Annotated in this window: 20 protein-coding genes; 7 read left to right on the top strand and 13 right to left on the bottom strand. The window is 42.0% G+C overall.

What is annotated here, in order from left to right; all coding sequences use genetic code 11:
• Window positions 1–243: 243 nt before the first annotated feature.
• The 9 genes from H6G74_RS00005 to H6G74_RS00045 form a co-directional block, all read right to left on the bottom strand.
• Window positions 244–696 (bottom strand): nitrate reductase associated protein, encoded by a 453-nt coding sequence (locus H6G74_RS00005; protein WP_190965724.1) that lies wholly within the window; start codon window positions 694–696, stop codon window positions 244–246.
• A gap of 87 nt (window positions 697–783) precedes the next feature.
• Entirely contained in the window at window positions 784–1,242 is a 459-nt protein-coding gene (locus H6G74_RS00010) for a phosphate-starvation-inducible PsiE family protein (protein ID WP_062289960.1), read from the bottom strand.
• A gap of 203 nt (window positions 1,243–1,445) precedes the next feature.
• On the bottom strand, window positions 1,446–3,665 hold the full coding sequence (locus H6G74_RS00015) for a molybdopterin oxidoreductase family protein (protein WP_190965725.1): 2,220 nt from the start codon (window positions 3,663–3,665) through the stop codon (window positions 1,446–1,448).
• Window positions 3,666–3,847: 182 nt separating this feature from the next.
• Window positions 3,848–5,347: a NarK family nitrate/nitrite MFS transporter gene (locus H6G74_RS00020; RefSeq protein WP_190965726.1), complete on the bottom strand. Its 1,500-nt coding sequence runs from the start codon at window positions 5,345–5,347 to the stop codon at window positions 3,848–3,850.
• Between the two features lie 102 nt (window positions 5,348–5,449).
• Window positions 5,450–6,280, bottom strand: a complete 831-nt coding sequence (locus tag H6G74_RS00025; RefSeq protein WP_190965727.1) for a nitrate ABC transporter ATP-binding protein — start codon at window positions 6,278–6,280, stop codon at window positions 5,450–5,452.
• A 119-nt stretch (window positions 6,281–6,399) separates the two neighbouring features.
• Window positions 6,400–8,388 carry an ABC transporter ATP-binding/substrate-binding protein gene (locus H6G74_RS00030; RefSeq protein WP_190965728.1) on the bottom strand — a complete coding sequence of 663 codons (1,989 nt, stop codon included), beginning with the start codon at window positions 8,386–8,388 and terminating at the stop codon, window positions 6,400–6,402.
• A gap of 59 nt (window positions 8,389–8,447) precedes the next feature.
• Window positions 8,448–9,287: a nitrate ABC transporter permease gene (ntrB, locus tag H6G74_RS00035; RefSeq protein WP_190965729.1), complete on the bottom strand. Its 840-nt coding sequence runs from the start codon at window positions 9,285–9,287 to the stop codon at window positions 8,448–8,450.
• A 69-nt stretch (window positions 9,288–9,356) separates the two neighbouring features.
• Entirely contained in the window at window positions 9,357–10,673 is a 1,317-nt protein-coding gene (locus H6G74_RS00040) for a CmpA/NrtA family ABC transporter substrate-binding protein (RefSeq protein WP_190966085.1), read from the bottom strand.
• A 119-nt stretch (window positions 10,674–10,792) separates the two neighbouring features.
• A complete protein-coding gene (locus tag H6G74_RS00045; RefSeq protein WP_190965730.1) occupies window positions 10,793–12,388 on the bottom strand; it encodes a ferredoxin--nitrite reductase in 1,596 nt (531 codons plus the stop codon).
• 548 nt (window positions 12,389–12,936) lie between these two features.
• On the opposite strand from H6G74_RS00045, the gene H6G74_RS00050 reads away from it, so the two are divergent.
• The 4 genes from H6G74_RS00050 (at window position 12,937) to H6G74_RS00065 (ending at window position 15,819) form a co-directional block, all read left to right on the top strand.
• Complete coding sequence (locus H6G74_RS00050; RefSeq protein WP_190965731.1) at window positions 12,937–13,131, top strand: QcrA and Rieske domain-containing protein; 195 nt, start codon at window positions 12,937–12,939, stop codon at window positions 13,129–13,131.
• Window positions 13,132–13,294: 163 nt separating this feature from the next.
• Window positions 13,295–14,479, top strand: a complete 1,185-nt coding sequence (locus H6G74_RS00055; RefSeq protein WP_242051126.1) for a HEAT repeat domain-containing protein — start codon at window positions 13,295–13,297, stop codon at window positions 14,477–14,479.
• Window positions 14,480–14,515: 36 nt separating this feature from the next.
• Window positions 14,516–15,094: a Uma2 family endonuclease gene (locus tag H6G74_RS00060; RefSeq protein WP_190965733.1), complete on the top strand. Its 579-nt coding sequence runs from the start codon at window positions 14,516–14,518 to the stop codon at window positions 15,092–15,094.
• Between the two features lie 23 nt (window positions 15,095–15,117).
• The gene (locus H6G74_RS00065) at window positions 15,118–15,819 is read left to right on the top strand and encodes a hypothetical protein (protein WP_190965734.1); all 702 of its coding nucleotides are present in this window, start codon (window positions 15,118–15,120) and stop codon (window positions 15,817–15,819) included.
• 80 nt (window positions 15,820–15,899) lie between these two features.
• Here the strand turns inward: H6G74_RS00065 and H6G74_RS00070 are convergent, their stop codons facing one another.
• The gene (locus H6G74_RS00070; protein WP_190965735.1) at window positions 15,900–17,291 is read right to left on the bottom strand and encodes a 1-acyl-sn-glycerol-3-phosphate acyltransferase; all 1,392 of its coding nucleotides are present in this window, start codon (window positions 17,289–17,291) and stop codon (window positions 15,900–15,902) included.
• Between the two features lie 161 nt (window positions 17,292–17,452).
• On the opposite strand from H6G74_RS00070, the gene H6G74_RS00075 reads away from it, so the two are divergent.
• Together H6G74_RS00075 and H6G74_RS00080 are read left to right on the top strand one after the other, a co-directional pair.
• Window positions 17,453–19,267: a proline--tRNA ligase gene (locus H6G74_RS00075; protein WP_190965736.1), complete on the top strand. Its 1,815-nt coding sequence runs from the start codon at window positions 17,453–17,455 to the stop codon at window positions 19,265–19,267.
• A gap of 360 nt (window positions 19,268–19,627) precedes the next feature.
• Window positions 19,628–20,248 (top strand): GerMN domain-containing protein, encoded by a 621-nt coding sequence (locus tag H6G74_RS00080; RefSeq protein ID WP_190965737.1) that lies wholly within the window; start codon window positions 19,628–19,630, stop codon window positions 20,246–20,248.
• Between the two features lie 155 nt (window positions 20,249–20,403).
• Here H6G74_RS00080 and H6G74_RS00085 read toward each other — a convergent pair whose 3' ends face one another.
• The 3 genes from H6G74_RS00085 to efp form a co-directional block, all read right to left on the bottom strand.
• Window positions 20,404–20,751: an ArsR/SmtB family transcription factor gene (locus tag H6G74_RS00085; RefSeq protein WP_062289993.1), complete on the bottom strand. Its 348-nt coding sequence runs from the start codon at window positions 20,749–20,751 to the stop codon at window positions 20,404–20,406.
• Between the two features lie 62 nt (window positions 20,752–20,813).
• Window positions 20,814–21,335: an acetyl-CoA carboxylase biotin carboxyl carrier protein gene (accB, locus tag H6G74_RS00090; RefSeq protein WP_190965738.1), complete on the bottom strand. Its 522-nt coding sequence runs from the start codon at window positions 21,333–21,335 to the stop codon at window positions 20,814–20,816.
• A 214-nt stretch (window positions 21,336–21,549) separates the two neighbouring features.
• Window positions 21,550–22,107, bottom strand: coding sequence for an elongation factor P (gene efp, locus H6G74_RS00095; RefSeq protein WP_190965739.1), 558 nt, complete (start codon window positions 22,105–22,107; stop codon window positions 21,550–21,552).
• A gap of 263 nt (window positions 22,108–22,370) precedes the next feature.
• Here efp and H6G74_RS00100 point away from each other — a divergent pair, with 263 nt between their 5' ends.
• Window positions 22,371–23,477 (top strand): peptidylprolyl isomerase, encoded by a 1,107-nt coding sequence (locus tag H6G74_RS00100; RefSeq protein WP_190965740.1) that lies wholly within the window; start codon window positions 22,371–22,373, stop codon window positions 23,475–23,477.
• Window positions 23,478–23,501 lie beyond the last annotated feature (24 nt).

A 23,501-nucleotide genomic window follows, 5' to 3' on the forward strand; every position in this document is an offset into this window, starting at 1 on the left:
ATATTAGCTCAATTATCTTCTGAATTAGTATCCTCTTTGACCAGTTATGATTTCATCCTTGAAGCTCTTTTCCATCAAGCTTTATTCTATGCAGGTTCATAGAGAATTGGTATAACTACGTTCAAATTTTCTCTTTGTGTCACGCACCCTACAGAAAAAATATGTAAGTCCTCATCTACCTTACTCCCTTGTCCCTCTTGTCCCCTTGTGCCTAAATGATGTGGAGTGTGAGCTACAGATTTATTAAAGCAGATGAAATTCTGCTATGGCATGGGGAAAATTTTTATTTTCATGGCTGGGACGGCTGAGTTTAATTAAGGCAAATCTTTGCAAGGGAGTTAAAGCCGCCCACTGTTTTAAACTCAAGTTGACACCTAGTTCTTGAGCTTTTTCTTGTAAGATAGTTGGGATAGTACTAGAGTCCATCCAAGCAGGATAAGCATCTACAGGGAGTTGTCCTACAGGTGTACCTGTTTTTTCTAAAATTAGTTGTTGGAGATATTCTCTGTAAGCATCAATTTCGGTTTGTGTAGTGCAAGGTAATTCTAGTACAGCTTCACGCTCATCTTGCGTCATTTGTAACCAATCTGATAACTTGAGTTTAATTCCGCAAGTATCTAATTTATATCTCACTTGCATTGGTATGCAGCGTAGAGAACTTACAAAATCTGCTTCAAATTTAAAAAACGTTGTCATGTTTTAACTAATAGAATATGTAAAGAAGAGTTTTTCATCTACTAATTTTAATATTTTTTATATTAATTATTTTTAAATGTGAACGATCTAATGAGATTGTTTGGAATTACTAGAGCGAATTATCAAATAACTGATAGATAAAGCTAATATAGCGATTCCTAAGCCAATTATATCAATTCCTGTAACTTTCTCTAAGTCAAGAATAATAATTTTACGAGCGACAGCAATTAAAGAAGTGACAATAACTAATTCCACTTGGAATACATGTTTACGCAGGTATGCTGTGATATTTTCGAGAATTTCTAAGGCAATTAGAATATTTAAGAACAAGCCAAATATTTTAAATAATGTTGTATTGAATTTACCATAAGGAGTATCAAATAGCTCTTTAATCAAAAAAGCACCTAAATCTCCGATCGCAACTAATATTACTAGCACCATTAACACAGATAAAACTTTAGAAACTATTACCTCGACGTTTTCGATAACGTGCATAAAGCCTTCATCGGTAAATACTCCGAAGATGTTTTTGAATAGTTTTTTCATCTGCTGCATCCTGGTTATAGTTCAACAAGCAATTGGTAATAATGTAGATATAGTCAGTCAATATCAAGAATTACGATATAATTTCTTGATGTCTGCTGTAGTCAAGATTCAAGGATGAATGTTGTCAATCTTTACCATTGACTAGTATCTATTGATTTAATTACTCAATTACCAATTTCTTGTTTAAGGATATACCAAGCAGATCACCATTGTGACGATTGGAGTTGATAATTTTTGCTGGTGACTTCCACAGAAATTGGTGCTAGTTGGACTGCACAAGCTTTTAATTCTGGTTGCCCAGAATCTGGACAAGATTCGGGATGGGTGAGGGCGTTTGCTTCGGCATCATTTGCCCAGAGTGCGCCCCAGTGCATGGGGACAAATACAGTACCGGGTGCGATCGCCTTTGTCACTTTTGCGGGAAAATGAGCTTGACCACGACGCGATCGCACTTCGATTACCTGGTTATCGCTAATTCCCAACCTAGCCGCATCGCGGGGATGAATTTCAATAAATGGTTCCGGGTGCATTGAGCGAATTTTTTCAATGCGGCCTGTGCGGGTTTGCGTGTGCCAATGTCCATAAAGACGGCCATTAGTTAACACAAAAGGATAATCGGGGTCTGGTAATTCTGCTAAACCTTTAGAGTAATACGCCCCGAACCGCGCCCGACCGTCGGGAGTATGGAAGTGTAAATCGGTATAGAGTCTTTTTGAGTGTTGAGTTACTTCTTTATACTCAGCACTCAGCACTTTTAACTCAGCACTTTTTTCGGGATGCGGCCATTGGGTTGGGCCTTGTTTTTGTAATTGTTCATGACTGATACCCGACATATCGCATGGACGATTTTTTGTTAGTTGGGCAAATTCGGCGTAAACTTCGGCAGAGTTGGCAAAGTTAAACTTATCGGCAAAACCTAACCTTCGTCCGACTTCTGCGAAAATTTCCCAGTCGGCTTTAGCTTCTCTCGGCGGTTGACGGAATGCTTGACACAGAGTTACCCGGCGTTCAGAATTGGTCATTACGCCAGTTTTTTCACCCCACTGGGCAGCAGGTAACAGCACATGGGCGTAAGCGGCGGTTTCTGTGGGATAGTATGCGTCTTGATAAATTGTGAAAGGCGATCGCAATAACGCTTTCTTGGTGCGTTCCAAATCTGGCATACTTACAGCTGGGTTAGTAGCTGCAATCCACAATACACCTACATCACCAGTTTCCAAACCTGTAATCATATCCCAAGCAGTCATACCAGGAGTAGGGGAAATTTGACCACGCTTCAGTCCCCAAAAATCTTCAACTTCGGCGCGATGCTGGTCATTTTTCACCAAGCGATAACCAGGTAACAAATGCGCCAAACCTCCGGCTTCTCTACCTCCCATCGCATTTGGTTGACCTGTTAACGAAAACGGCCCCGCCCCTGGCTTACCAATTTGTGCAGTCATCAAGTGTAGGTTAATGATAGTTCTAACCTTGGCTGTACCTTCACTAGATTGGTTGACACCCATCGACCACAATGACAGCACCTTTTGTGACTGACCCCAATAACGCGCGGCTGTTTCTAAATCTTCAATGCTGATACCACATTGACGCGCTGCTACTTCGGGGGGATAGTGGCGAATGACTTCTGCATAAGCTGAAAAATTGCTAGTACAGTCATCGATAAACATTGTGTCAATGTATCCCCAACGCATTAATAAATGGGCGATACCATTTAACAAGTCGATATCTGTACCGGGACGAATTGCTAAATGTAAATCTGCGGCTTCGGCGGTGGGTGTGCGACGGGGATCAACCACCACCATTTTTACCTTGCGGTTTTTTTTGTGGTATTTCGCCAGTCTATTAAAAATAATGGGATGACATTCTGCGGTGTTAGTCCCAATTAAAAATGCACAATCAGTTAACTCTAAATCTTCGTAGCAGCAGGGTGGGCCATCAGCACCAAAACTTTGAATATATCCAGCAACCGCACTGGACATACATAACCGTGAATTCGCATCAAAATTGTTAGTTCCTAGACACCCTTTTAAAAGTTTTTGGGCGGTGTAATAGTCCTCGGTTTGAAACTGACCGGAACCGTACATACAAATAGCTTCTGGCCCTTGAGTGAAGCGTACAGTTTGGATGCGGTTGGTGATGATATTAAAAGCTTCATCCCAACTAACTTGGCGAAACTCTTGATCTAAAGAGTCCCGCACCATTGGGTAATGTAGTCTATTTTTATCTAAAGATTCGGCGATCGTTGCGCCTTTAACGCATACCATACCCTGACTAGAAGGGTGAGATTTATCACCTCTGACTCGCCAAATCGGATTACCTTTGCTATCTCGATTAGTTGCTTTATTAAGTTGTGCTGGTGGCGAAACTTCTAAACCACAGCCAACACCACAATAGGGACAAAGGGTTTTAGTAAATTCACTCATGTAGCTACACCACTTTTGATTTTTTGGAGGTTAGACACAGATAATTCATCTGTGTTTATCTGTGGTTTTTTATGAAAAAATTAAGGTAATTAGTAATAGAAAATAATTATTAAACGCTGGCTACGCAGATAAGAGAACAAGGATGAAATAATTTAGCTAATTTCATCCTTGATTTTTCGAGTTTATTCTTCAGCTAAAATTACAGATTTTTGAGTTGAATTTTCTGGTGATTCTTCCGGCGCACCTGCAAAAGAGCCTTGTGGTTCCTTGAGGAAGAAAGCACACATAAAAGCACAAATCATTGCTGCTATACCCATTGTAGAAAATAAGGTTGGTGCATCGGTTAAGCTGTAAATTGTCAGGTAAACTACGCCACCAAAATTACCATAGGCTCCGACGTTACCTGCAATTTGTCCGGTAGCTTCTTTTTTAATGAGGGGGACAATACCGTAAGTTGCACCGCAGCCAGCTTGGGCAAAGTAGGCACAAAACATAGTTACTGCGATCGCCAGCCCAATCGGCCAGTTAGCATTAATAAAATGTGCCATTAAATAGCCAACAGCAATGCCAGCCGAAATAATTGTCATTGTCCATTTGCGGGAACCAAATTTGTCAGAAATTACGCCACCGCTAGGACGAGAAACTAAGTTTAAAAATGGATAAGTTGCCGCAATCATCGCTGCAACTACGTGTTCTAAAGCAAAGGTTTTTTCAAAGAAAGCTGGCAGCATAGAAACAGCTGCTAATTCTGAACCAAAGTTAGTTACGTAAGTAAATTCGAGGATCGCAACTTGGCTAAAGTTATATCGTTGTGCGGGAGCGTAAGTTTTCTTCCCAGTTAATAGTTCTTTGTTGACTTCATAAGCTTTGTAAGTTTGGTAAGCAAATAATCCTAATAATGCTAACCAAACTAAATACATTTGGGGCAGAGTCAAAAAGTGAATATTTTTTTGTTCTAACCGCCAAGCTAATAAACCAAGGGCAAATATCAAACCAAAATTTGAGACTATCATCGCCCAGAAACTTTTGACGCTGGTAACTTCTAAAGCACCATTTTTCTTAGGTCGCTTGTAGACTTTGCCAGTAGGCGTATCTTGAACAGTGTTGAAATAAATTACGCCATAGATAGCGGCAATGATACCAGTGAGTGCGATCGCCAACCGCCAGTTAGAACCACCACCAGCCATAAAGCTAGTAGCCACAGCAAGCATCGGTAAGGCGAATTCTGCACCAAAAGCCCCAAAGTTGCCCCAACCGCCATAAATACCCTGCGCGCTTCCCATTTCTTTCGGGGGGAACCATTCAGCTACCATGCGGATACCGACGACAAACCCGGAACCAACAATTCCCATTAACAAGCGGCTGATGACTAGTTGATTAAAATCCTGAGATAACGCCGTAGCTAAACAGGGAACAGCAGCAAATACTAACAATATCGAATAAGTAATCCTGGGGCCAAAACGGTCTAACAGCATCCCAATAATTAGCCGCGCTGGAATTGTTAAGGCGAGATTGCAGATTCCTAAAGTTTTAATTTGCTCAGGTGCTAAATGCAGTTCCTTGCCAATCGTGGTAGCAAACGGAGCAAAGTTAAACCAACAGACAAAGGTGAGAAAAAAGGCAAACCAAGTCTGATGTAAGATGCGGTAGCGATCCCTGAATGAAAATAAATTTTTCAGCATTTCAATTTTCCTAAATTACTTTTGCGCTCTTCTTTGCGCAACAGTTGCTTCAAGTCGGCAGAGCCGCCCAATGCACTGCCTTGCCTATGCGCGAGAAAAATCTTACTCTTCATCATGGGCAAACCGACGATAAAGGAAATCTAAGGCGTAGTTCCGCAAGTTGTAGTATTCTGGGTCTTCCATAATGCGGCGACGGTTGCGGGGACGGGAGAAGGGAATCTCTAAAACTTCACCGATTTGAGCGGCTGGGCCATTGGTCATCATGACTACTCTGTCGGCTAGGAACAACGCTTCGTCAATGTCGTGGGTAATCATCAGGACAGTAACTTGATGGTCACTCCAGATTTGCAGTAGTTCTTCTTGCAATTCTTCTTTGGTGATTGCGTCTAACGCACCGAAGGGTTCATCCAGAATCAAGACTTTGGGGCGGATGGAAAGGGCGCGGGCGATCGCAACTCGCTGTTTCATCCCACCAGAAATCTGACTCGGTTTCTTATCTGCGGCTTCTGTCAGTCCCACCATTGCTAAATGTTCTCTAACAATGGCGCGTTTTTCGGCTTGGGGTTTTTTGGGAAATACGGAATCTACAGCCAGATAAACGTTCTCAAATACGCTCAACCAAGGTAGTAAGCAATAGTTTTGAAATACCATCATCCTGTCTGGCCCTGGTTCGGTGATGGGTTGGTCTTGCAGCATGACAACGCCATCGGTGGGTGTGTTGAAACCAGACACCATATTGAGGAGGGTGGATTTACCGCAGCCGGAGTGACCAATTAAGCAGACAAATTCGCCTTCACGAACTTTGAGGTCAATCCCATCGAGGACGGTGTAAGGGCCTTCGGGGGTGGGATAAATTTTGCTTACGCCTTCGATGACGAGGAAGTTATCTGCTTTGGTTTGTGGTTGTTGGAGAGTTTTATTTACTAATTGCATGATATTTTTTCGTTTTGCTAACTGAATTTATGAATTGTTCGCGCAAAGGCGAGGCAGCGCGGTGGACGGGTTTCCCGGCATAGAGCGACTGCCGTCGCAAAGACGCAAAGGGAAAATGACTAAATAAAGACTTCTTCTATACGGATGTCTCTTTTGATTTCTAGGCTTTTGAGGTATTCTAGGGGTTCTGAGGGGTTAAAAACTTTACCGTCGAATAGGTGAATTGGGTCGTCATAGCCGGTATCGAGTAAGCCGAGGTCACGGGCGGCTGCACCAAATATGTCTGCACGACAAACTCTTTCGATAACTTCTACCCAGTTTTTCGGGAAGGGTGTTAAGCCCCAGCGTGAGAGTTGAGTTACCATCCACAAGATTTCGGTGCGGTTGGGATAGTTGGTTTTGTTGAGGTAAAACTGGTTGTAGGCTGTGAGTGATTGGGGTTCTGTACCGTCGCCGCGATCGTAGGGATCGGTGAAGCCTGGGCGGATGTAGGCAGGATTGATATTGAGGTATTCAGGGCGGCAGAGGAAGCCGAGAATTTCTTCGCGGTTGCGGAGGTCATCACAGTATTTGCAAGCTTCTAAGAGGGATTTGACGAGGGCTAGATAAGTTTCTGGGTACTGCTGCGCCCATTCTTCCCGCACTCCTAAGACTTCTCTAGGCTGTCCTGACCATGTTTCTAGGGCGGTGGCGGCGATGAATCCTACGTCATCATGAACGGCTATATGACTCCAAGGTTCGCCTGCACAGTAACCGTCAATGGTTCCGGCTTTAAGTTGAGCGGCCATTTCCATTGGTGCGATCGCAGTTAAACTCACATCTCTATCAGGGTCGATACCACCAGCCGCTAACCAATAACGCAGAATTAAGTTCTGCATGGATGTGGGATGCACGACTCCCAATGTCAAAATTTGGTCGGGGGTAGCGTTAATGGCTGCTTTCAGGTCACTTAGATTTCGGACACCTTCGCTATACAGTCTTTTGCTTAAAGTAATAGCACTAGCATTTCGGGAGAGATTCAGCGCGTTGACAACCGGAATTGGTGTTTTACCGCCAGCACCTAAAGTAAGTGCTAAGGGCATCCCTGCCAGCATTTGGGCTGCATCTAATTTACCTGTAGCCACGCCTTTGGCGATTTCATTCCAATTAGATGCACGGCTGAGGGTGACTTCCAAACCATATTGGGCAAAGAAACCTTTTTCTTGAGCCACAATTAAAGGTGCAGCATCAGTCAAGGGCATAAAGCCAATTTCTAAGTTGACTTTTTCTAAACCTCTTGAGGATACCGCTACAGGTGCGACTGTTTGCTGTGTTTTGCGTTTCTTAGCTTGCTTTTGTTGGTTGAGGAAGTAAATCATCTCATTCCGCAGATTGTAGTAACTGGGATGATTAACGACTTCCAAACGTTGACGGGGACGAGGGATAGGTACTTCCAGAATTTGCCCAATGTGTGCTTCTGGGCCATTGGTGAGCATAACGATGCGATCGCTCAACAATAATGCTTCATCCACATCATGAGTTACCATCACACAGGTAACATTATGCTCATTGCAGATTTTCATTAATTGCTCTTGCAAACTCCCCCTTGTAAGCGCATCTAACGCACCAAACGGTTCATCTAACAACAACAACTTCGGACGAATAGCCAAAGCACGGGCTATTGCTACCCGTTGTTTCATCCCCCCAGACAACTCACTGGGACGCTTCTTCGCTGCTAGACGCAAGCCCACCATATCGATATGTTCTTCGATGATGGACAGGCGATCGCTTTTCGACTTATTTTGATAAACCTCATCCACAGCCAAAGCGATATTTTCCCGCACAGTTAACCAGGGAAGCAGCGAGTAATTTTGAAACACCACCATCCGGTCGGGACTAGGTTCTCGAATCTCCTTCCCTTCCAGAGTCACACCACCAATACTGGCTCTATCTAAACCCGCAATAATATTAAGTAAAGTAGACTTTCCGCAACCAGAATGTCCAATTAACGAAACAAATTCACCTTGGCGGATTTTTAATTCAATATTTTTCAGCGCAATGTATTTACCACCATTTGGTAAATCAAATATTCTATCAACGTGGTCAACTTCAACAAAAGTAGTAGTCATTGGTCATTTGTCCTTAGTCATTTGTCCTTAGTCAATGGTCAATAGAACTTAACTATTGACTACTTTTGTTCAGCTACAACTTTGCTTGCTATAAAACCAACCAACCTATCCAACAACAACCCAACCAAACCAACATAGATTAATGCCAAAATAATCTCACTCAAATTAGTTTCAGTCGTCGTGTTGTAAGCATCCCAAATAAACGAACCAATGCCCACACCACCAACTAACATTTCAGCCGCAACAATTGCTAACCAAGATAAACCAATTCCGATACGTAAACCTGTAAAAATATAAGGCACAGTCGCCGGAAACACTATCTTAAAGAAATACTTTGCGCCTCTTAATTTTAAGACTCTCGCCACATTCACATAATCTTGCGGAATTTGCTGCACACCCACAGTCGTGTTAATAATAATCGGCCAAATCGAAGTGATAAAAATTACGAAAATTGCTGAAGGATTAGCCTGTTGAAATGCTGCCAAAGAAATTGGAAGCCAAGCAAGAGGCGGTACAGTTCGCAATACTTGAAATATGGGATCTACCGCATTATATACAAATTGATTAGCACCAATTAAAATCCCTAATGTGATACCGACAACTGTTGCTAAAGAAAAACCTAAACCTACTCTTCCCAAACTGCTGAGTATTTGCCAACCTAAACCCTTATCACTTTCACCGTTATCAAAAAATGGGTTAATAATAAAAGGGTCAAAAGTTTCAGAAAATGTTTCTATTGGGCCAGGTAACTTAAAGCCAGGATTCAAACAAAGTAATTGCCAAACTACTAGAAAAATTGCAAGTGCTACCAAAGGCGGTACAACTTTTTGAGTAATAAATTTATTAATCGCCTTTTGAGGCTTTTTTCTAAATGTACGATTTCCTGTAATAGCTGTCATTGTTTTATTATTCCGTGGTAATTCAGTGGTACTAAATTTGGTTGTGATAGTTGGGATAAATGTTAGAAATTAGACTTTTTTAATTTTCAAAGATTGCAAATATTCTTCTGGCTTTTCAGGGTCGAATTTCACTCCATCAAAGAAAGTTTCCACGCCACGAGAACTGCTGGTAGGAATTTGAGAATCAGGTACACCAATGGCTTTTGCTGCTTTCTTCCACAGGTCTTCTTTATTTACTTGGTCAACAATTTCTTTAACTTTGGTATCTTTTGGCAAATAGCCCCAGCGAATATCTTCAGTTAAAAACCAAATATCGTGACTTTTGTAGGGATAAGAAGCATTATCAGCCCAGAATTTCATGCGGTATGGGTATTCTTTTTCAGTACGCCCATCACCATAGTCAATATTGCCTTTTGACCTTTCGATAATATCTGCTGCTGCAACATTAAAGTATTTACGGTCAGCGCAGATTTTACACATTTCTTCTTTGTTTTCTGCCTTGTCGCACCATTGTTGCGCTTCTAGAATTGCCATCAATATGGCTTGTGCCGCGTTGGGATTTTTATCAACCCAATCTTGCCGCATTGCAAAGGCTTTTTCTGGATGGTCTTTCCACAACTCACCTGTAACTAAGGCTGTGTAACCGATTTTTTGGCTGACTAATTGAGCATTCCAAGGTTCACCCACACAGAAAGCATCGATTGTATTGACTTTCATGTTGGCAACCATTTGTGGTGGTGGTACAGGTTCCAAAACCATATCTTGATCTGGGTTGATACCACCAGCAGCTAACCAATAACGCATCCACAAATCGTGTGTACCGCCTGGAAAGGTGATTCCAGCTTTCAAGGATTTTTTATCAGCTTTGGCTTGACTAGCAGCGTCTTTGAGTGCTTTGCTTTCTAGATTGACTTTGAGTTCTTTGAATTTATTGGCAACAGAAATAGCCTGACCATTGGTATTTAACCGCGCCAAGAGATACATTGGCACTTTATCGTTGATAGTCATCAGGTAAGGCATGGGGCTGAGGATGTGTGCGCCATCAATACCATCGCCAGCAGAACCAATTTTTAAGTTATCGCGGGTGACAGGCCAAGATTTTTGTTTGATAACTTCGACATCGGTCATGCCGTATTTAGCAAAGAAACCTTTTTCTTTAGCAATAATTAAAGGAGCAGAATCGGTGAGTGCAATAAATCCGAGTTTGGCTTTGGTTGTCTCTACTTTAGGAGCATTAGCAGAGGTCGAGACATTAGCTACTGGTGCTGCGGATGGGGCATTCCCGCCGTTAGAGGCTGTATTGCTGGAACAACCATGAGCAACAATAGAAGCTGCTGCTGCTGCACCAGTGGTGAGAATAAATTTTCTGCGGGAAAGATTGGTCATTAATTTGTCCTTTGTCATTTGTATGAGTTACGAACCGCCAAGGCGCAGAGTTCGCAGAGAAATGAGAGTTTTAGAGAGGTTTTGCGTAAGTAGAAGTCTAAAATTTCAGACTTCACTCTTCATACTTCAACCAAGGCTTCTTGTTTGAGTTTTGCGCCGAAGTGCTTAATTAGTAGGTCTTGCAAGACTGGTTGCAAGTCTTCGCAGGGGATACCTTTAATTGCACAGGTTCCTAAATGAGCGTCTTTGCCGACTTTGCCGCCCATATAGATGTCTACGCCTTCTACTGCTTTGCCATCTTTACGCGCTTTTGTACCCATTAAGCCGATATCTGCAACTTGCGGCTGTCCGCAGGAGTTTGGGCAACCAGTCCAGTGAATGCGGACTGGTTGGGTGAAGGTTAAGTCTGCTTCTAAGGCTTGAATGGTGGCTAAAGCACGGTTTTTGGTTTCGATGAGGGCAAAGTTGCAAAATTGTGCGCCTGTGCAGGAAACTAGCGATCGCTCCAATGTCCCCGGATTGATGGAAAATCTTTGTAGTAAGGGTTCTGCCAAAAATGTTGGGAGGCTACCATCAGAAATATTGGGAATGATGATGTTTTGTTCAACTGTCAGTCTGATTTCACCACTACCGTAAACTTCGGCTAGTCTGGCAATTTCAAACATATCTTCGGCATAGAATCTACCAACCGGGATGTTAAAGCCTACATAGTTCATTCCTGGCTGTTTTTGTTTGTATACGCCAATATGGTCGCGTTTTTCCCAATCAATTTCGTCTTTAGGCGCAGCAGGTAAAAACGATTTACCTAAACGCTGTTCGACTTCGGCACGTAACTTATCTATACCCCACTCATCAATTAGCCACATCAAACGCGATTTCAGGCGGTTTGCGCGTGAACCGTTATCTCGAAATACTTCTAAAACCGCTCTACATACCGCTACTACATCTTCTGGGGCTACCCAAGCATTAAGAGGAATTGCTGCATCACAACGTTTGGCAGAGAAAAAGCCACCAACTAAGATGTTAAAGCCGAATTTCAGTGCTGAGTGCTGAGTGCTGAGTGCTGAGTCTTCTTGGCTGTTTTGGAAAGCTGGGACAAATGCTAAATCGTTGATTTCGGCGTGAACAGAATTGTCTCGTCCACCTGTGATGGCAATATTAAACTTGCGGGGTAGGTTGGTAAACTCTGGGTTGCCTTCGCCTTTATTGGTGAGCATATCCTGAATTTGCTGCACCAAATCTCGTGTGTCGAACAATTCATCTGCATCCAGTCCAGCCACGGGATCGCCTGTGATGTTACGCACGTTATCCATCCCTGATTGCACACTGGTTAAACCAACGGCGTGAAATTTATTGAAGATATGGGGTAAATCTTCAATTCTGATCCCCCGCAATTGAATGTTCTGTCTGGTGGTAATGTCAGCACTACCTTCATCACCGTAACGCTGCAATACTTCAGCCAATACACGCATCTGGTCGCTGGTGAGAATACCGTTAGGCATCCGCAACCGCATCATAAACTTGCCTGGGGTAACTGGGCGGAAAAATACTCCTACCCATTTGAGTCGATGATCCCGGTCGGTTTCATCCATTGCTTCCCATCCGAGGGCGGCAAATTTTTCAATCTCTGCTTTAACGGCGAGTCCGTCTTTTTCAGCTTTGAATTTCTCGAATTTATTGACGCTGGTTTTGGTAGTGGTTCCTGTATCTGTCATGAGTTAACTCTCATTATTACTAATCCAGTGAGAACTTCAGGCGGTAGTTATGCAACATCAATCAACCCGTAGTTTGAATGTTGTTTCTACGAGGTTTTAGTGACTTTAAATCGAATATTTATTTATTACTAATTTTTAAGTTTTAAGTGCGTTCTGAAATAATTTATCTGCTGATGAATTGACTCAGAATTTTAGATTGATTTCAAATTTAAACTGAACGCGACTTCGTAAGGTTTGGGAGATAATTTTTAATCTTTTACATGGGGAAGATTTAGGAAGTAAACAGGGCAATTGTTTATGTAACAATTTCGACACTTTTAAGGTTAAAGTCAGATTTCTGCTAAAATCGTATAATTAGCTACAAAATATTAGTAAAATTTCTAATTTTGCATCATAAAAATGCGTTTTCTGCATTACACTGAGCAAATCAGTGATCTAACAGCGTCGCAGAATCACACCAGTATGATGTTGAGGCTAAAATCTGGAAAAACTGCTAACCGTAGAGCAGGCGATCGCTGTTAATCTAATTACAAATAATTTCCACAAACATGAAACGTCGTGATTTCATCAACTGGGTTGGTTTAGGTTTAATAGCTAGTAGCCTACCAGTGGCTATTGCTGCCTGTCCCTGTCACCGTGCAGAATATGCTTCTGATGGTCAAGTACAAAAAGGCCCAGCCGAAAAACCATTAAAAACCTACACCGCTAAAATTGAAGGTGATTCCGTTTTGGTGAAGAGTTAATAGTCAATGGTCAGATAACAGATGACAAGTGATAATTAAAAGTCTTTTGCTGTCTTGCTGATGTCCCAATTACTTTGCCAATTGCTATATTTCTACCTTGTCCCCCTTGTCCCTCTTGTCTCCCACTCCCTACCTTATGCAAGGCAATACCAACCAGCTTTTAATGCAGACACAGACAGCGTATGATGCAGCTGACTGGTCATCGTTGATTCAATATCTGCAACAGTTGATTTTGGTGGATGATGAGCAAAATCCAGAATATTTGCTGAAATTAGCACTACCTATTTTAGAAATGGGAGATTTTCAGCAGCGTTGGGAGGTTACAAAATTTTTAGTTCGTTTAGGAAATATTGCTATTGCGCCACTGGTTGAGATTTTAGAAGACGAAGAAGCAGAGGAAGAATTGCGTTGGTATGCGGCGCGGACTTTAGGCGAGTTTCAAAATCCAGATGCGATCGCACCTTTGGTAGAATTGCTTAAAACTAGCGATGATGAAGAATTAAAAGCGATCGCAGCTACAGCACTAGGACAAATGGGGAGTTTAGCAATTAGCGAACTCTCAGAACTGTTAAAACAAGATGATACCAGACTTTTGGCGGTGCGATCGCTGGCTTATATTCGCACTCCAGAAACCATTGCACCCTTATTGACTGTAGTACAAGATACTGAAGTTGCAGTCCGCGCCACCGCCCTAGAAGCCCTCAGCAGCTTTCACGATGAACGTGTACCGCCTGTACTCATCACAGCTTTAGATGATGTGGTGGCGACAATTAGGCGCATCGCTGTACTGGGTTTAAGTGTCCGCCCCGATTTAACTGGAGAATTAGATTTAGTTACCAAACTCCAACCCAAGCTTTATGACTTCAATATAGATGTTTGTAGTGCTACAGCAATCGCCCTTTCTCGCCTTGGTGGTGATGAAACTACCCAACATTTATTTTCTGTGCTGATGTCACCCCACACACCCACAACCTTACAACTAGAAATTATTCGGGCTTTAGTTTGGGTAGAGACAATTTCGGGTTTGGAATATTTACAGCAGGCGTTAAACCAAAGTAAATCAGAAATATTGTGTCAAGAAATTGTCACAGTTTTAGGAAGAGTCGAAAAACCACAATTAACTACAAAAGCCACAGAAATTTTATTAGAATTATTAAATTCACATCATCCAGCTAAAGAAATTGCCTATATCAAAAGTGCGATCGCTTTATCTTTAGGACGGTTAGGTAATCAGCAAGCTATCCCTTCATTAACTACTTTATTACAAGACTCGAACGAACAGGTAAAACTACACGCGATCGCTGCACTGAAAAAACTCGCACCAGAATTTATCCCCATTCAGTCTTGATTACAATTAAAGTAATCATACTTTTATATAGTTTTTATGAGCATCTCAACAGCTAAACGCTTCACAATATTTGAATATCACCGTTTAACTGAACTCGGCTTTTTTGCAAAAAATGACCGCGTTGAGTTAATCAAAGGAGAAATTATTGAAATGGCTGCGAAAGGTACACCACACTCTGTTTGTGAAACTCTTTTATATAGAGAAGTGATTAAACTTTTAGATGACCGTGCTTTGGCAAGAAGTCAGCAGCCTATCATCTTAAGTGATTACAGTGAACCTGAACCAGATTTAGCAATTGTTCGTAATGTAGATGATGATTATCTTTCTGCTCATCCTAGCCCATCTGATGTTTTACTGCTGATTGAGGTGTCTGATTCCTCTTTAAAATACGACCAAGAAACAAAATTATCTATCTATGCTGAAGCGGGTATTCCTGATTATTGGATATTTAATTTAGTAGATAATTTTTTGGAGTGTTACAGCGAAACTTATCAAAGTCCGCAAGGTCAATTTGGTTATCGTCGCAAACTTATATTTCTTCCAAATGAATTAGTCAATTTACCATACTTCAATGATTTAGTTTTAGATTTATCTAAAGTCTTCCCAGGTGTGTAATTTATTTGAAATTTCAATAAATTATGAGTGCTGATCCAGTTTGGTGCTTGTTTAGAATAGAGCCTTCAGATGTACTCAATGTATCTCAAGCTTTTAATCAAGCTGTGGAGCGATCGCAAATTGCATATCACCTACAAGACTACCTGAAAATCAGAACTGAAATTATTAATCAGCCACCTTTTCAAACACTAAATGAAGCTAATATTTATTTCCCTGATTGTCTGATTCAAAGACAGCAAAATTCTGATGTGTTCGACTGGGAGGATTTACATCAAACATACCATCTTTTTTTCCAAAAAGAACTTGTAGAAATTTTTGATACTCTATTTGTAGGCGATACTCCAATTATTTCTCAAAGAATGAGTCAATCTCAACTAGAATTAATCATAACTAATCGTGTATGTGCCACAGAAATGTTATGGGGTGGTTTAGGTTGGCAACGTGCAAATAAACTTCCTGGTTACTTAGGAAATATGTTTGTCAAACCAGAAAATATTGCAAATGTTTTAGCAATCATAGAAGAAGTTTTTGCAGAAATAAGTAATGATGAATTTATTCAAGGAGCAAAGTCAATCGGATTCAGAGGAAACTGTAATGAAGATGATGCAGAAGCTCTACAATCAATCATCTTGTCTTGTTTTCACACGGTTTTACAGGAAGGAAATGGGCTGTTAGCCTTGAGCCATCCACATATCGGTATGATGCCATTTCCTGAAAATTATTAATTGACCTGTTATGTTAATGAAATTATACTCACTCAATAACTCTCCGCGTCTCCGCGTCTCTGTGTGAAAAAATCTTCTCCTCATAAAATCAAACTTTGCATCGCCTGTTGTAAATCATTTGTAAAATCACTAACCGCTTGCTTTGCACCTGCACGACTTTCTTTATATGCAGAATAATGCTCAGATATAGATAGCGGCTGACCGATATTAATTTTAACTTTTTGCTTACCCAACTGTGGACGCTGAAAAGATTTTTCACCTTGAATTTTGGCAATCATCTGCGATAAAATTAAAGTCGTTTCCGCAAATCTTTCAACTGATGGTTTCTCTTTAATATAATTACCAGAAACTGCCACAAAACTTTCTACTAAGCGCATGTGCCACATTCTAGCAGTTGCTTCTTCCGCAACGCGATCGCCTAAAGCTATCTCCACAGAAGATAATGCGTTGATATCCTTAAAATCTTCCCTAAATATATAATTCCAACCAGCTTGTTCTACTTTCCGACAACGGTCTGTTAAAGTGCCTTTGGCTGGTAAATTAAAATACTGTTCAGAGATTTGCAAGGCAGCATTTAATAATGCTTGTAATCGAAATGCTAAGGCCTCATTTCTATCTTTAATTTCTGCGACAGCTTGAGCATCTGCTAACTTTTGATGATAAAACCGCGTGTAAAATTGCTCCATCAAAGTTAATAAATGTTCTGCTAAAGCCAATAATCGCGGATAAAGTAACTCCATCGAAGCAATATTATCGGTTTTTCCCGCATTCACAGGCAAACCACTAGCGGCTTCTAAATCACTTAATAATTGCGCGATCGCACTCCAAGGTGCAGCAGTATAACTATATTTAAGTCCAACTGGTACAATTAAAACCTGTTCCGAGCGTCCGGCTTTTTGCAAGTCTTCCGCACACCAAAAGCCTAACTGAGCAATACCGGGTTCTAATGGACTCACAATTTCTGATAGTCCATTTGTTGCACCTTCTGGCGCAGCAGCCATCGGGAATGTACCATTAGCAAACAAATCCCGCGCCGAACGTAAACCAGTCCAGTCAGCTTTACCGCGTTGGATAGGCGTTCCACCCAACTGTGAAGCCATCCAGCCTACATAGTTACCCGCCCAAAGAGGAATGCCGCGATCGTAGATAAAATGAGCATGAATCGGAGACTGTAATGCTATACCCTGTTGTCGTGCTATCCTCGGCACAAGTTGAGACAGCAAGTAAACCAAACAAAAGGGATCATCTGTTTTGGGATGACGAAACGCCAACAAAAAGCGCACCTTACCTTCTTGAAACTGACGATAAAGATCCGCCAAAATTTCTACGTTTTCAGCTTCTATCTGGGAAATAGCTGTTTGCCATTGTATCCAACTAGGTAGAACCGTGTGAACAACTCGCAAAAATAAAGGATTAAACGCTGGCGGAATAAATTCTAAAGGTGGCTGCGCTTGATAAATTACGTCTGACAAGGTAAGTTTCTCCTGAAGTATGAGGGAGTAGGGAGTAGGGAATTGGGAGTCGGGAGTCGGGAAAAATAACAAATGACAAATGACCAATGACTATTGACCATTGACTAACCACTTTATACTTCATACTTGAGAAGATTTGGAATTTGGAAAGGGATTAAACGATGCGACTGTCACAAATGTTATTCGTTACACTCCGGGATGATCCTGCTGATGCAGAAATTCCCAGCCATAAGTTATTACTTCGTGCAGGGTATATTCGTCGCATCGGTAGCGGTATTTATGCTTATCTCCCCTTTATGTGGCGTGTGTTGCAAAAGGTTTCTCAAATTGTGCGGGAAGAAATGAACGCCACAGGCGCACAAGAATGTTTGTTACCCCAATTACAACCCTCTGAGTTGTGGAAGGAATCAGGACGTTGGGATACTTATACTAAAGCTGAGGGAATTATGTTTTCCCTAATCGATCGCCGTGAGCAACAATTAGGATTAGGGCCGACTCATGAAGAAGTGATCACAGCGATCGCTCGTGATATGATTCGCTCTTATCGTCAGTTACCGCTACATCTCTACCAACTGCAAACTAAATTCCGTGACGAAATTCGCCCCCGCTTTGGTTTGATGCGTGGACGAGAATTCATCATGAAAGATGGTTATTCTTTCCACGTCGATGAAGAAAGCCTGAAAAAAACCTACCAAGATATGTATCAAGCCTACAGCAATATGCTGCGGCGGGCTGGGTTGGCGTTCCGTCCAGTAGAGGCTGACTCTGGTGCAATTGGTGGTTCCGGTTCGACAGAATTCATGGTGTTGGCGGAAGCTGGGGAAGACGAAGTTCTCTACACCGAAGATGGTAAATACGCCGCTAACGTGGAAAAAGCCGTGTCTTTACCTGCGGATGCGGAAACTTCACCGTTTACTAGTTATGAAAAGCGGGAAACCCCAGGAACCGATACGATTGAAACACTATGTAAATTCTTCAAGTGTTCTCCTACCCAAATAGTTAAAAACGTTTTGTATCAAACAGTCTACGATAATGGCGTGACTGTGTTGGTATTGGTAAGCATTCGTGGAGATCAGGAAGTTAACGAAGTCAAATTACAGAATGAATTAACGCGGTTAGCAAGTAACTACGGCGCAAAAGCAATTATCGCCTTAAATGTACCCAGTGCGGAAACACAACAAACTTGGGCGGCGAAATCCCTACCTTTAGATTACATTGCGCCAGATATTAGCGATGAATATATTGCAGGTAACAAACAAGTCCACGCCAAATTTGTGCGGTTAGTAGATAAAACAGCCGTTGATTTGAAAAACTTCGTGACTGGTGCAAATGAAACTGGTTATCACGTTGTTGGGGCAAATTGGAATAAGCAATTTAAGCTACCAGATAGTTTAGTAGATTTGCGTAAAGCTAGACCAGGCGATCGCGCCATACACAACCCTGAACAAACTCTAAACAGTGCTAGGGGTATCGAAGTCGGTCACATCTTCCAATTAGGGACAAAATATTCCCAAGCCTTGGGTGCAACTTATACCAATGAACAAGGAGAAGAAAAACCCTTGGTGATGGGTTGCTATGGTGTGGGTGTGTCTCGATTAGCACAAGCAGCCGTTGAGCAATCTTACGATAAAGACGGGATTATTTGGCCTGTAGCGATCGCGCCTTATCACGCCATTGTGACAATTCCTAATATTAATGATGCCCAACAAGTGCAAATAGCCGAAAAACTTTACACCGAACTCAATCAAGCCGGAATTGAAACATTATTAGATGACCGTGATGAACGCGCCGGAGTTAAATTTAAAGACGCTGATTTAATCGGTATACCTTATAGAATTGTTACCGGACGTGCAATTGCTAATGGCAAAGTTGAAGTAGTAGAAAGAGCCACTCGTCAATCTCAAGAAATTGCCATTGATGAAGTGATTACTACACTAAAACAATGGATTACAGCAGCAATAGAAGGTAAAAATTAACCCAACGAATCTAGCGCCAAGCTCCTGCGAGTTATTTGCAGTTAAAGGCAAGATAGCTTTTAAACTCAGAGAAACAGGTACAGGTAATAGATAGAAATTCTGTTCCCTGTTCCCTAATTCTTAATAATTTGCTAAATCTTACGAAATAATGAGATTTATGAAATTTGACAGATGACGGATTTAAAGTACAAATTCTAGAATTAGAACAGGACTATTTAGATTTAGCGATCGCCTGATTTTAGCGTATCGAGCTATTCACGAAATCTCTGGAAACTCTCAACTTATAAGTATCGTCCATAACCAGGCTGCTCTTCACACCAAAATTATTTCAGCCCTTAGTCAGTCAGGAAGGTTTTTAATATGAATGATGAACAAAAATCTAATCGCATATCTTCGGGCGTAGTTGCAGCCGTTTCCGCAGCCGTAATTGCGGTTAGTGGTGGTGTAGCTTGGTTAACTACCCAGACCCAAAAAGCACCTGTCACAACTAACCCCGCCAACCCCAATCAAAGTCTTCAACAACAGCCCACACAGCCATCAACCACCCAACAAAACGAAAAAACTGCTCAAGTTTATTGGCTGAAACCCAAAGACAAAAATATTGCTTTAGTGCCTAAATCAGTAGAAGTAGCTGCAACTCAGCCCAACCAAGCCTTAGAAAGAGCTTTTCAGGCTTTATTAGAAGGGCCAAGCGACGCGACAGACTCAACCACCATTCCCAAAGGTACTAAGCTACTAAGCCTAAAAGTCAAAGGTGATGAAGTCCACGTCAATTTATCCAATAGCTTTACCAGTGGTGGCGGTAGTACCTCAATGGTGGCGCGTGTTGGCCAAGTTGTGTACACAGCGTCTAGCTTGAACCCCAAAGCCAAGGTTTATATTGACGTAGATGGTAAACCTTTAGATGTGTTAGGTGGCGAAGGCGTAGAGTTGGAACAACCCCTCACCCGTGAAAGCTTTGATAAGAATTATCCACTTTAGTCATTGGTCATTCGTCATTAGTCCTTGGTCATTAGTAAACACGAATGACAAAGAACCCTTCGAGTGACGCTCGCAAGCTCGCTAACGCTGCGCTAACACCAGTTGCTCATGGGGGAGACCCCCAAGACCGCACTGGCTCACAAATGACACCTGACCTAAAGTTTTGTATTCAGAACGCGAAAGTTACGAGCTTGCTGTTCTAACCTTGTAGCGATGCGATCGCACACCTGATTACACAACTCAAAAATCATTTCGTCTTCCACCCGATAGTAAGCGCAAGTTCCTTCACTGCGACGGCTAAGGATTCCGGCTTGCCACATTACTTTCAGGTGTTTGGAGACATTCGCCTGGGAAGTTTGTGTTGCCTCTACCAATTCTTGTACACATTTTTCTTCATCCCGTAGTAAGTGCAACAGCCGCAGACGCATCGGCTCACTTAACAGGCTGAAATATTCGGCTACTTGTTGCACCACTTCCGGCGGTACAGGCAACGCTTGTTTCATCAGGAATGATCCGTAAAAACAGACAAGGTTAACAATCACTCATTTCATATATACATTAATACTTAATCAGGGTTAATTCGCATCAAAGGTTGACCATATTCTACAGGTTCTCCATTTTGAACCAGAATTTCCATAACTTGCCCTGATATTTCGGCTTCGATTTCGTTCATCAGCTTCATAGCTTCAATGATACACACAGTTTGACCCTGACGGACGCGATCGCCTACTTCCACAAATGGTGCTTCCCCTGGTGCAGGGGCGCGATAAAAAGTCCCTACCATTGGCGAAGCAACTTCTACTAATCTTTGATCTATCGCTGAAGGTGCATTTCCTGTCACCTGTACACCTGCACCAGCAGTATCTAAAATTCGCTCTGGAGATAGCGTTGGTGCTACTCCTCCGGCTGCAATCGTTGTTACTGTCGCCACACCACCAATACCAGCTTGCGGTACAGCGTGATTGTTTATGCTGCCAGCTTTACGTACCGATAGCTCAAAGTCATCACTTTTGAGAGTTACTTCTGCAATATCTGTTTGTGCAATAGTTACCAGCAGTTGACGGATTTCATTAAAGTCCAATGGCACAGCTTTTATTACCTCAACCTGTCCGTAAAATGATTATTTTATGTGATACCAATTGAATAAATGATTGAGACTGATGGATAGATACAACTAAAACACAGACAGTTATTTCCAACCCAAAAATCTAAAATCGCAAATCCAATATGGTATTAGGGCAGGGATTTAAACCCTATATAGGGATTTAAATCACAATTAACTCTAAAATTTAAGAGAAAATTTATTCCCTGCCTAAATATTTATCTTCACGAGTATCAATCCGAATCCGTTCTCCTTGAGAAATAAACAAGGGAACCATTACAGTTGCACCAGTTTCTACTTTGGCTGGTTTAGTACCACCTGTAGCTGTATCACCCTTGACACCAGGATCAGTTTCGATAACTTCTAGCACCACAGAGTTAGGTAATTCCACTTCTAGAACTACATCGTCCCAACGAATCACGTTCACTTCCATACCTTCCTTGAGGTATTTGACGCGATCGCCAATTTGTGATGCGCTCAGTCGTCCTTCTTCATAACTTTCCATATCCATAAAGACAAACTCATCGCCCTCTTTATAGGTATGCTGCATTGTGCTTTTTTCCAAAGTTGCTTGCGGCACAGTTTCCCCAGCCCGGAAAGTTCTTTCAAGAACCTTGCCACTTTGAACGTTTTTCAGCGTGGTGCGGACAAACGCCGAACCTTTACCGGGTTTAACGTGGAGAAAATCTACCACCCGCCATACAGACCCGTCTAATACAATTGATACGCCGGGTCGAAAGTCGTTACTAGAGATCATGAAGCTTTCAAATGTTGGAAGACAATCGGCATTTATTGTACCCTTCTAGCGGAGTAATTGGTTAATTAGTCAAGAGTCAATTGTCCTTCGTCCTTGGTCATTGGTCATTTGTTATTCTCCTCTGCACCCCAACTCTCCACTCCCAACTCACTGCTAAAAATACTCAGCACTCAGCACTCAGCACTCAGCACTCCTAACTATGGGAAGATTATTGATGGGTTCCGCCCAGTCAACAATATTCATGCTGCATTTGAGCCATACTCATGTTTAAGTTAATAAAATCCTGGCTAAAGTCCAGCCTAGTAACAATACTGTTGGTAGTTATATTTTTAGGCATCAATACAGCTGGCTGGACTCCCTCCAGTAATGCCGCCTTGCCCTCTGGCAATGCAATTACCGACGGCAAAGCTTTGTTGCGTTATGCACTCCCAATTAAAAATGAACCAGTCAGGCAATTACAAGCCAGTCTAGAAGACATATCAACTCAGTTGCGGGCTAATCGACGCTGGGGTGCTGTCTCCAAAGACCTGAGTAAAGCATCTCGCGTGCTTGATAAGCCTTCACAAATCTTAGCAAGCGTCCCCGAAGAACGCCAACCCCAAGCCACAGCATGGCTTGACGAATTAAAATCTGGTGTAACCAAACTGCAAGAATTGACACAATCTAAAGATAAAGAAAAAATTCTGCAAGGGCGAAACAAATTGCTGAGTTTAGTTTCTTTGCTAGAAGAGTCAATGGTGCAGCAATTTCCCTTTGAAGTCCCAGAAGAATACAGTAATTTAGCCCAACTCAAAGGACGTGCGACCATTGCAATTAAAACCAATAAAGGCGATTTAACCGTTGTTGTAGATGGTTATAGCGCACCTGTGACGGCTGGTAACTTTGTAGATTTAGTCCAAAGGGGTTTTTATAACGGGTTAGAATTTACTCGCTCTGAAGAATCCTACGTCTTGCAAACAGGCGACCCCCCAGGTAAAGAACAAGGTTTTATTGACCCCAAAACAGGCAAATATCGGGCAATTCCTTTAGAAATTCTAGTCGAAGGAGATAAAGCACCAACTTATGGCATTACCTTAGAAGATGCTGGTCGTTATTTGGATATGCCAGTTTTACCGTTCTCTTCCTTTGGTGCATTAGCAATGGCACGTCCCGAAAGCGAAGTTAATGGTGGTTCATCGCAAGTGTTCTTTTTCCTGTTTGAACCAGAACTCACTCCCGCCGGACGCAACTTGCTGGATGGCCGTTACTCAGTATTTGGTTATCTCACCGAAGGCAAAGATGTTTTAGATAAACTCAAAGCCGGTGACAAAATCGAATCTGCAACAGTAACTCAAGGCATAGAAAACCTAGTCCAACCCCAAGGAGCCTAAATCAAGTATGAAGTATGAAATTTA

The sequence above is a fragment of the Nostoc spongiaeforme FACHB-130 genome (assembly GCF_014698475.1).
In the GTDB taxonomy this organism is placed as follows: domain Bacteria; phylum Cyanobacteriota; class Cyanobacteriia; order Cyanobacteriales; family Nostocaceae; genus Nostoc_B; species Nostoc_B spongiaeforme.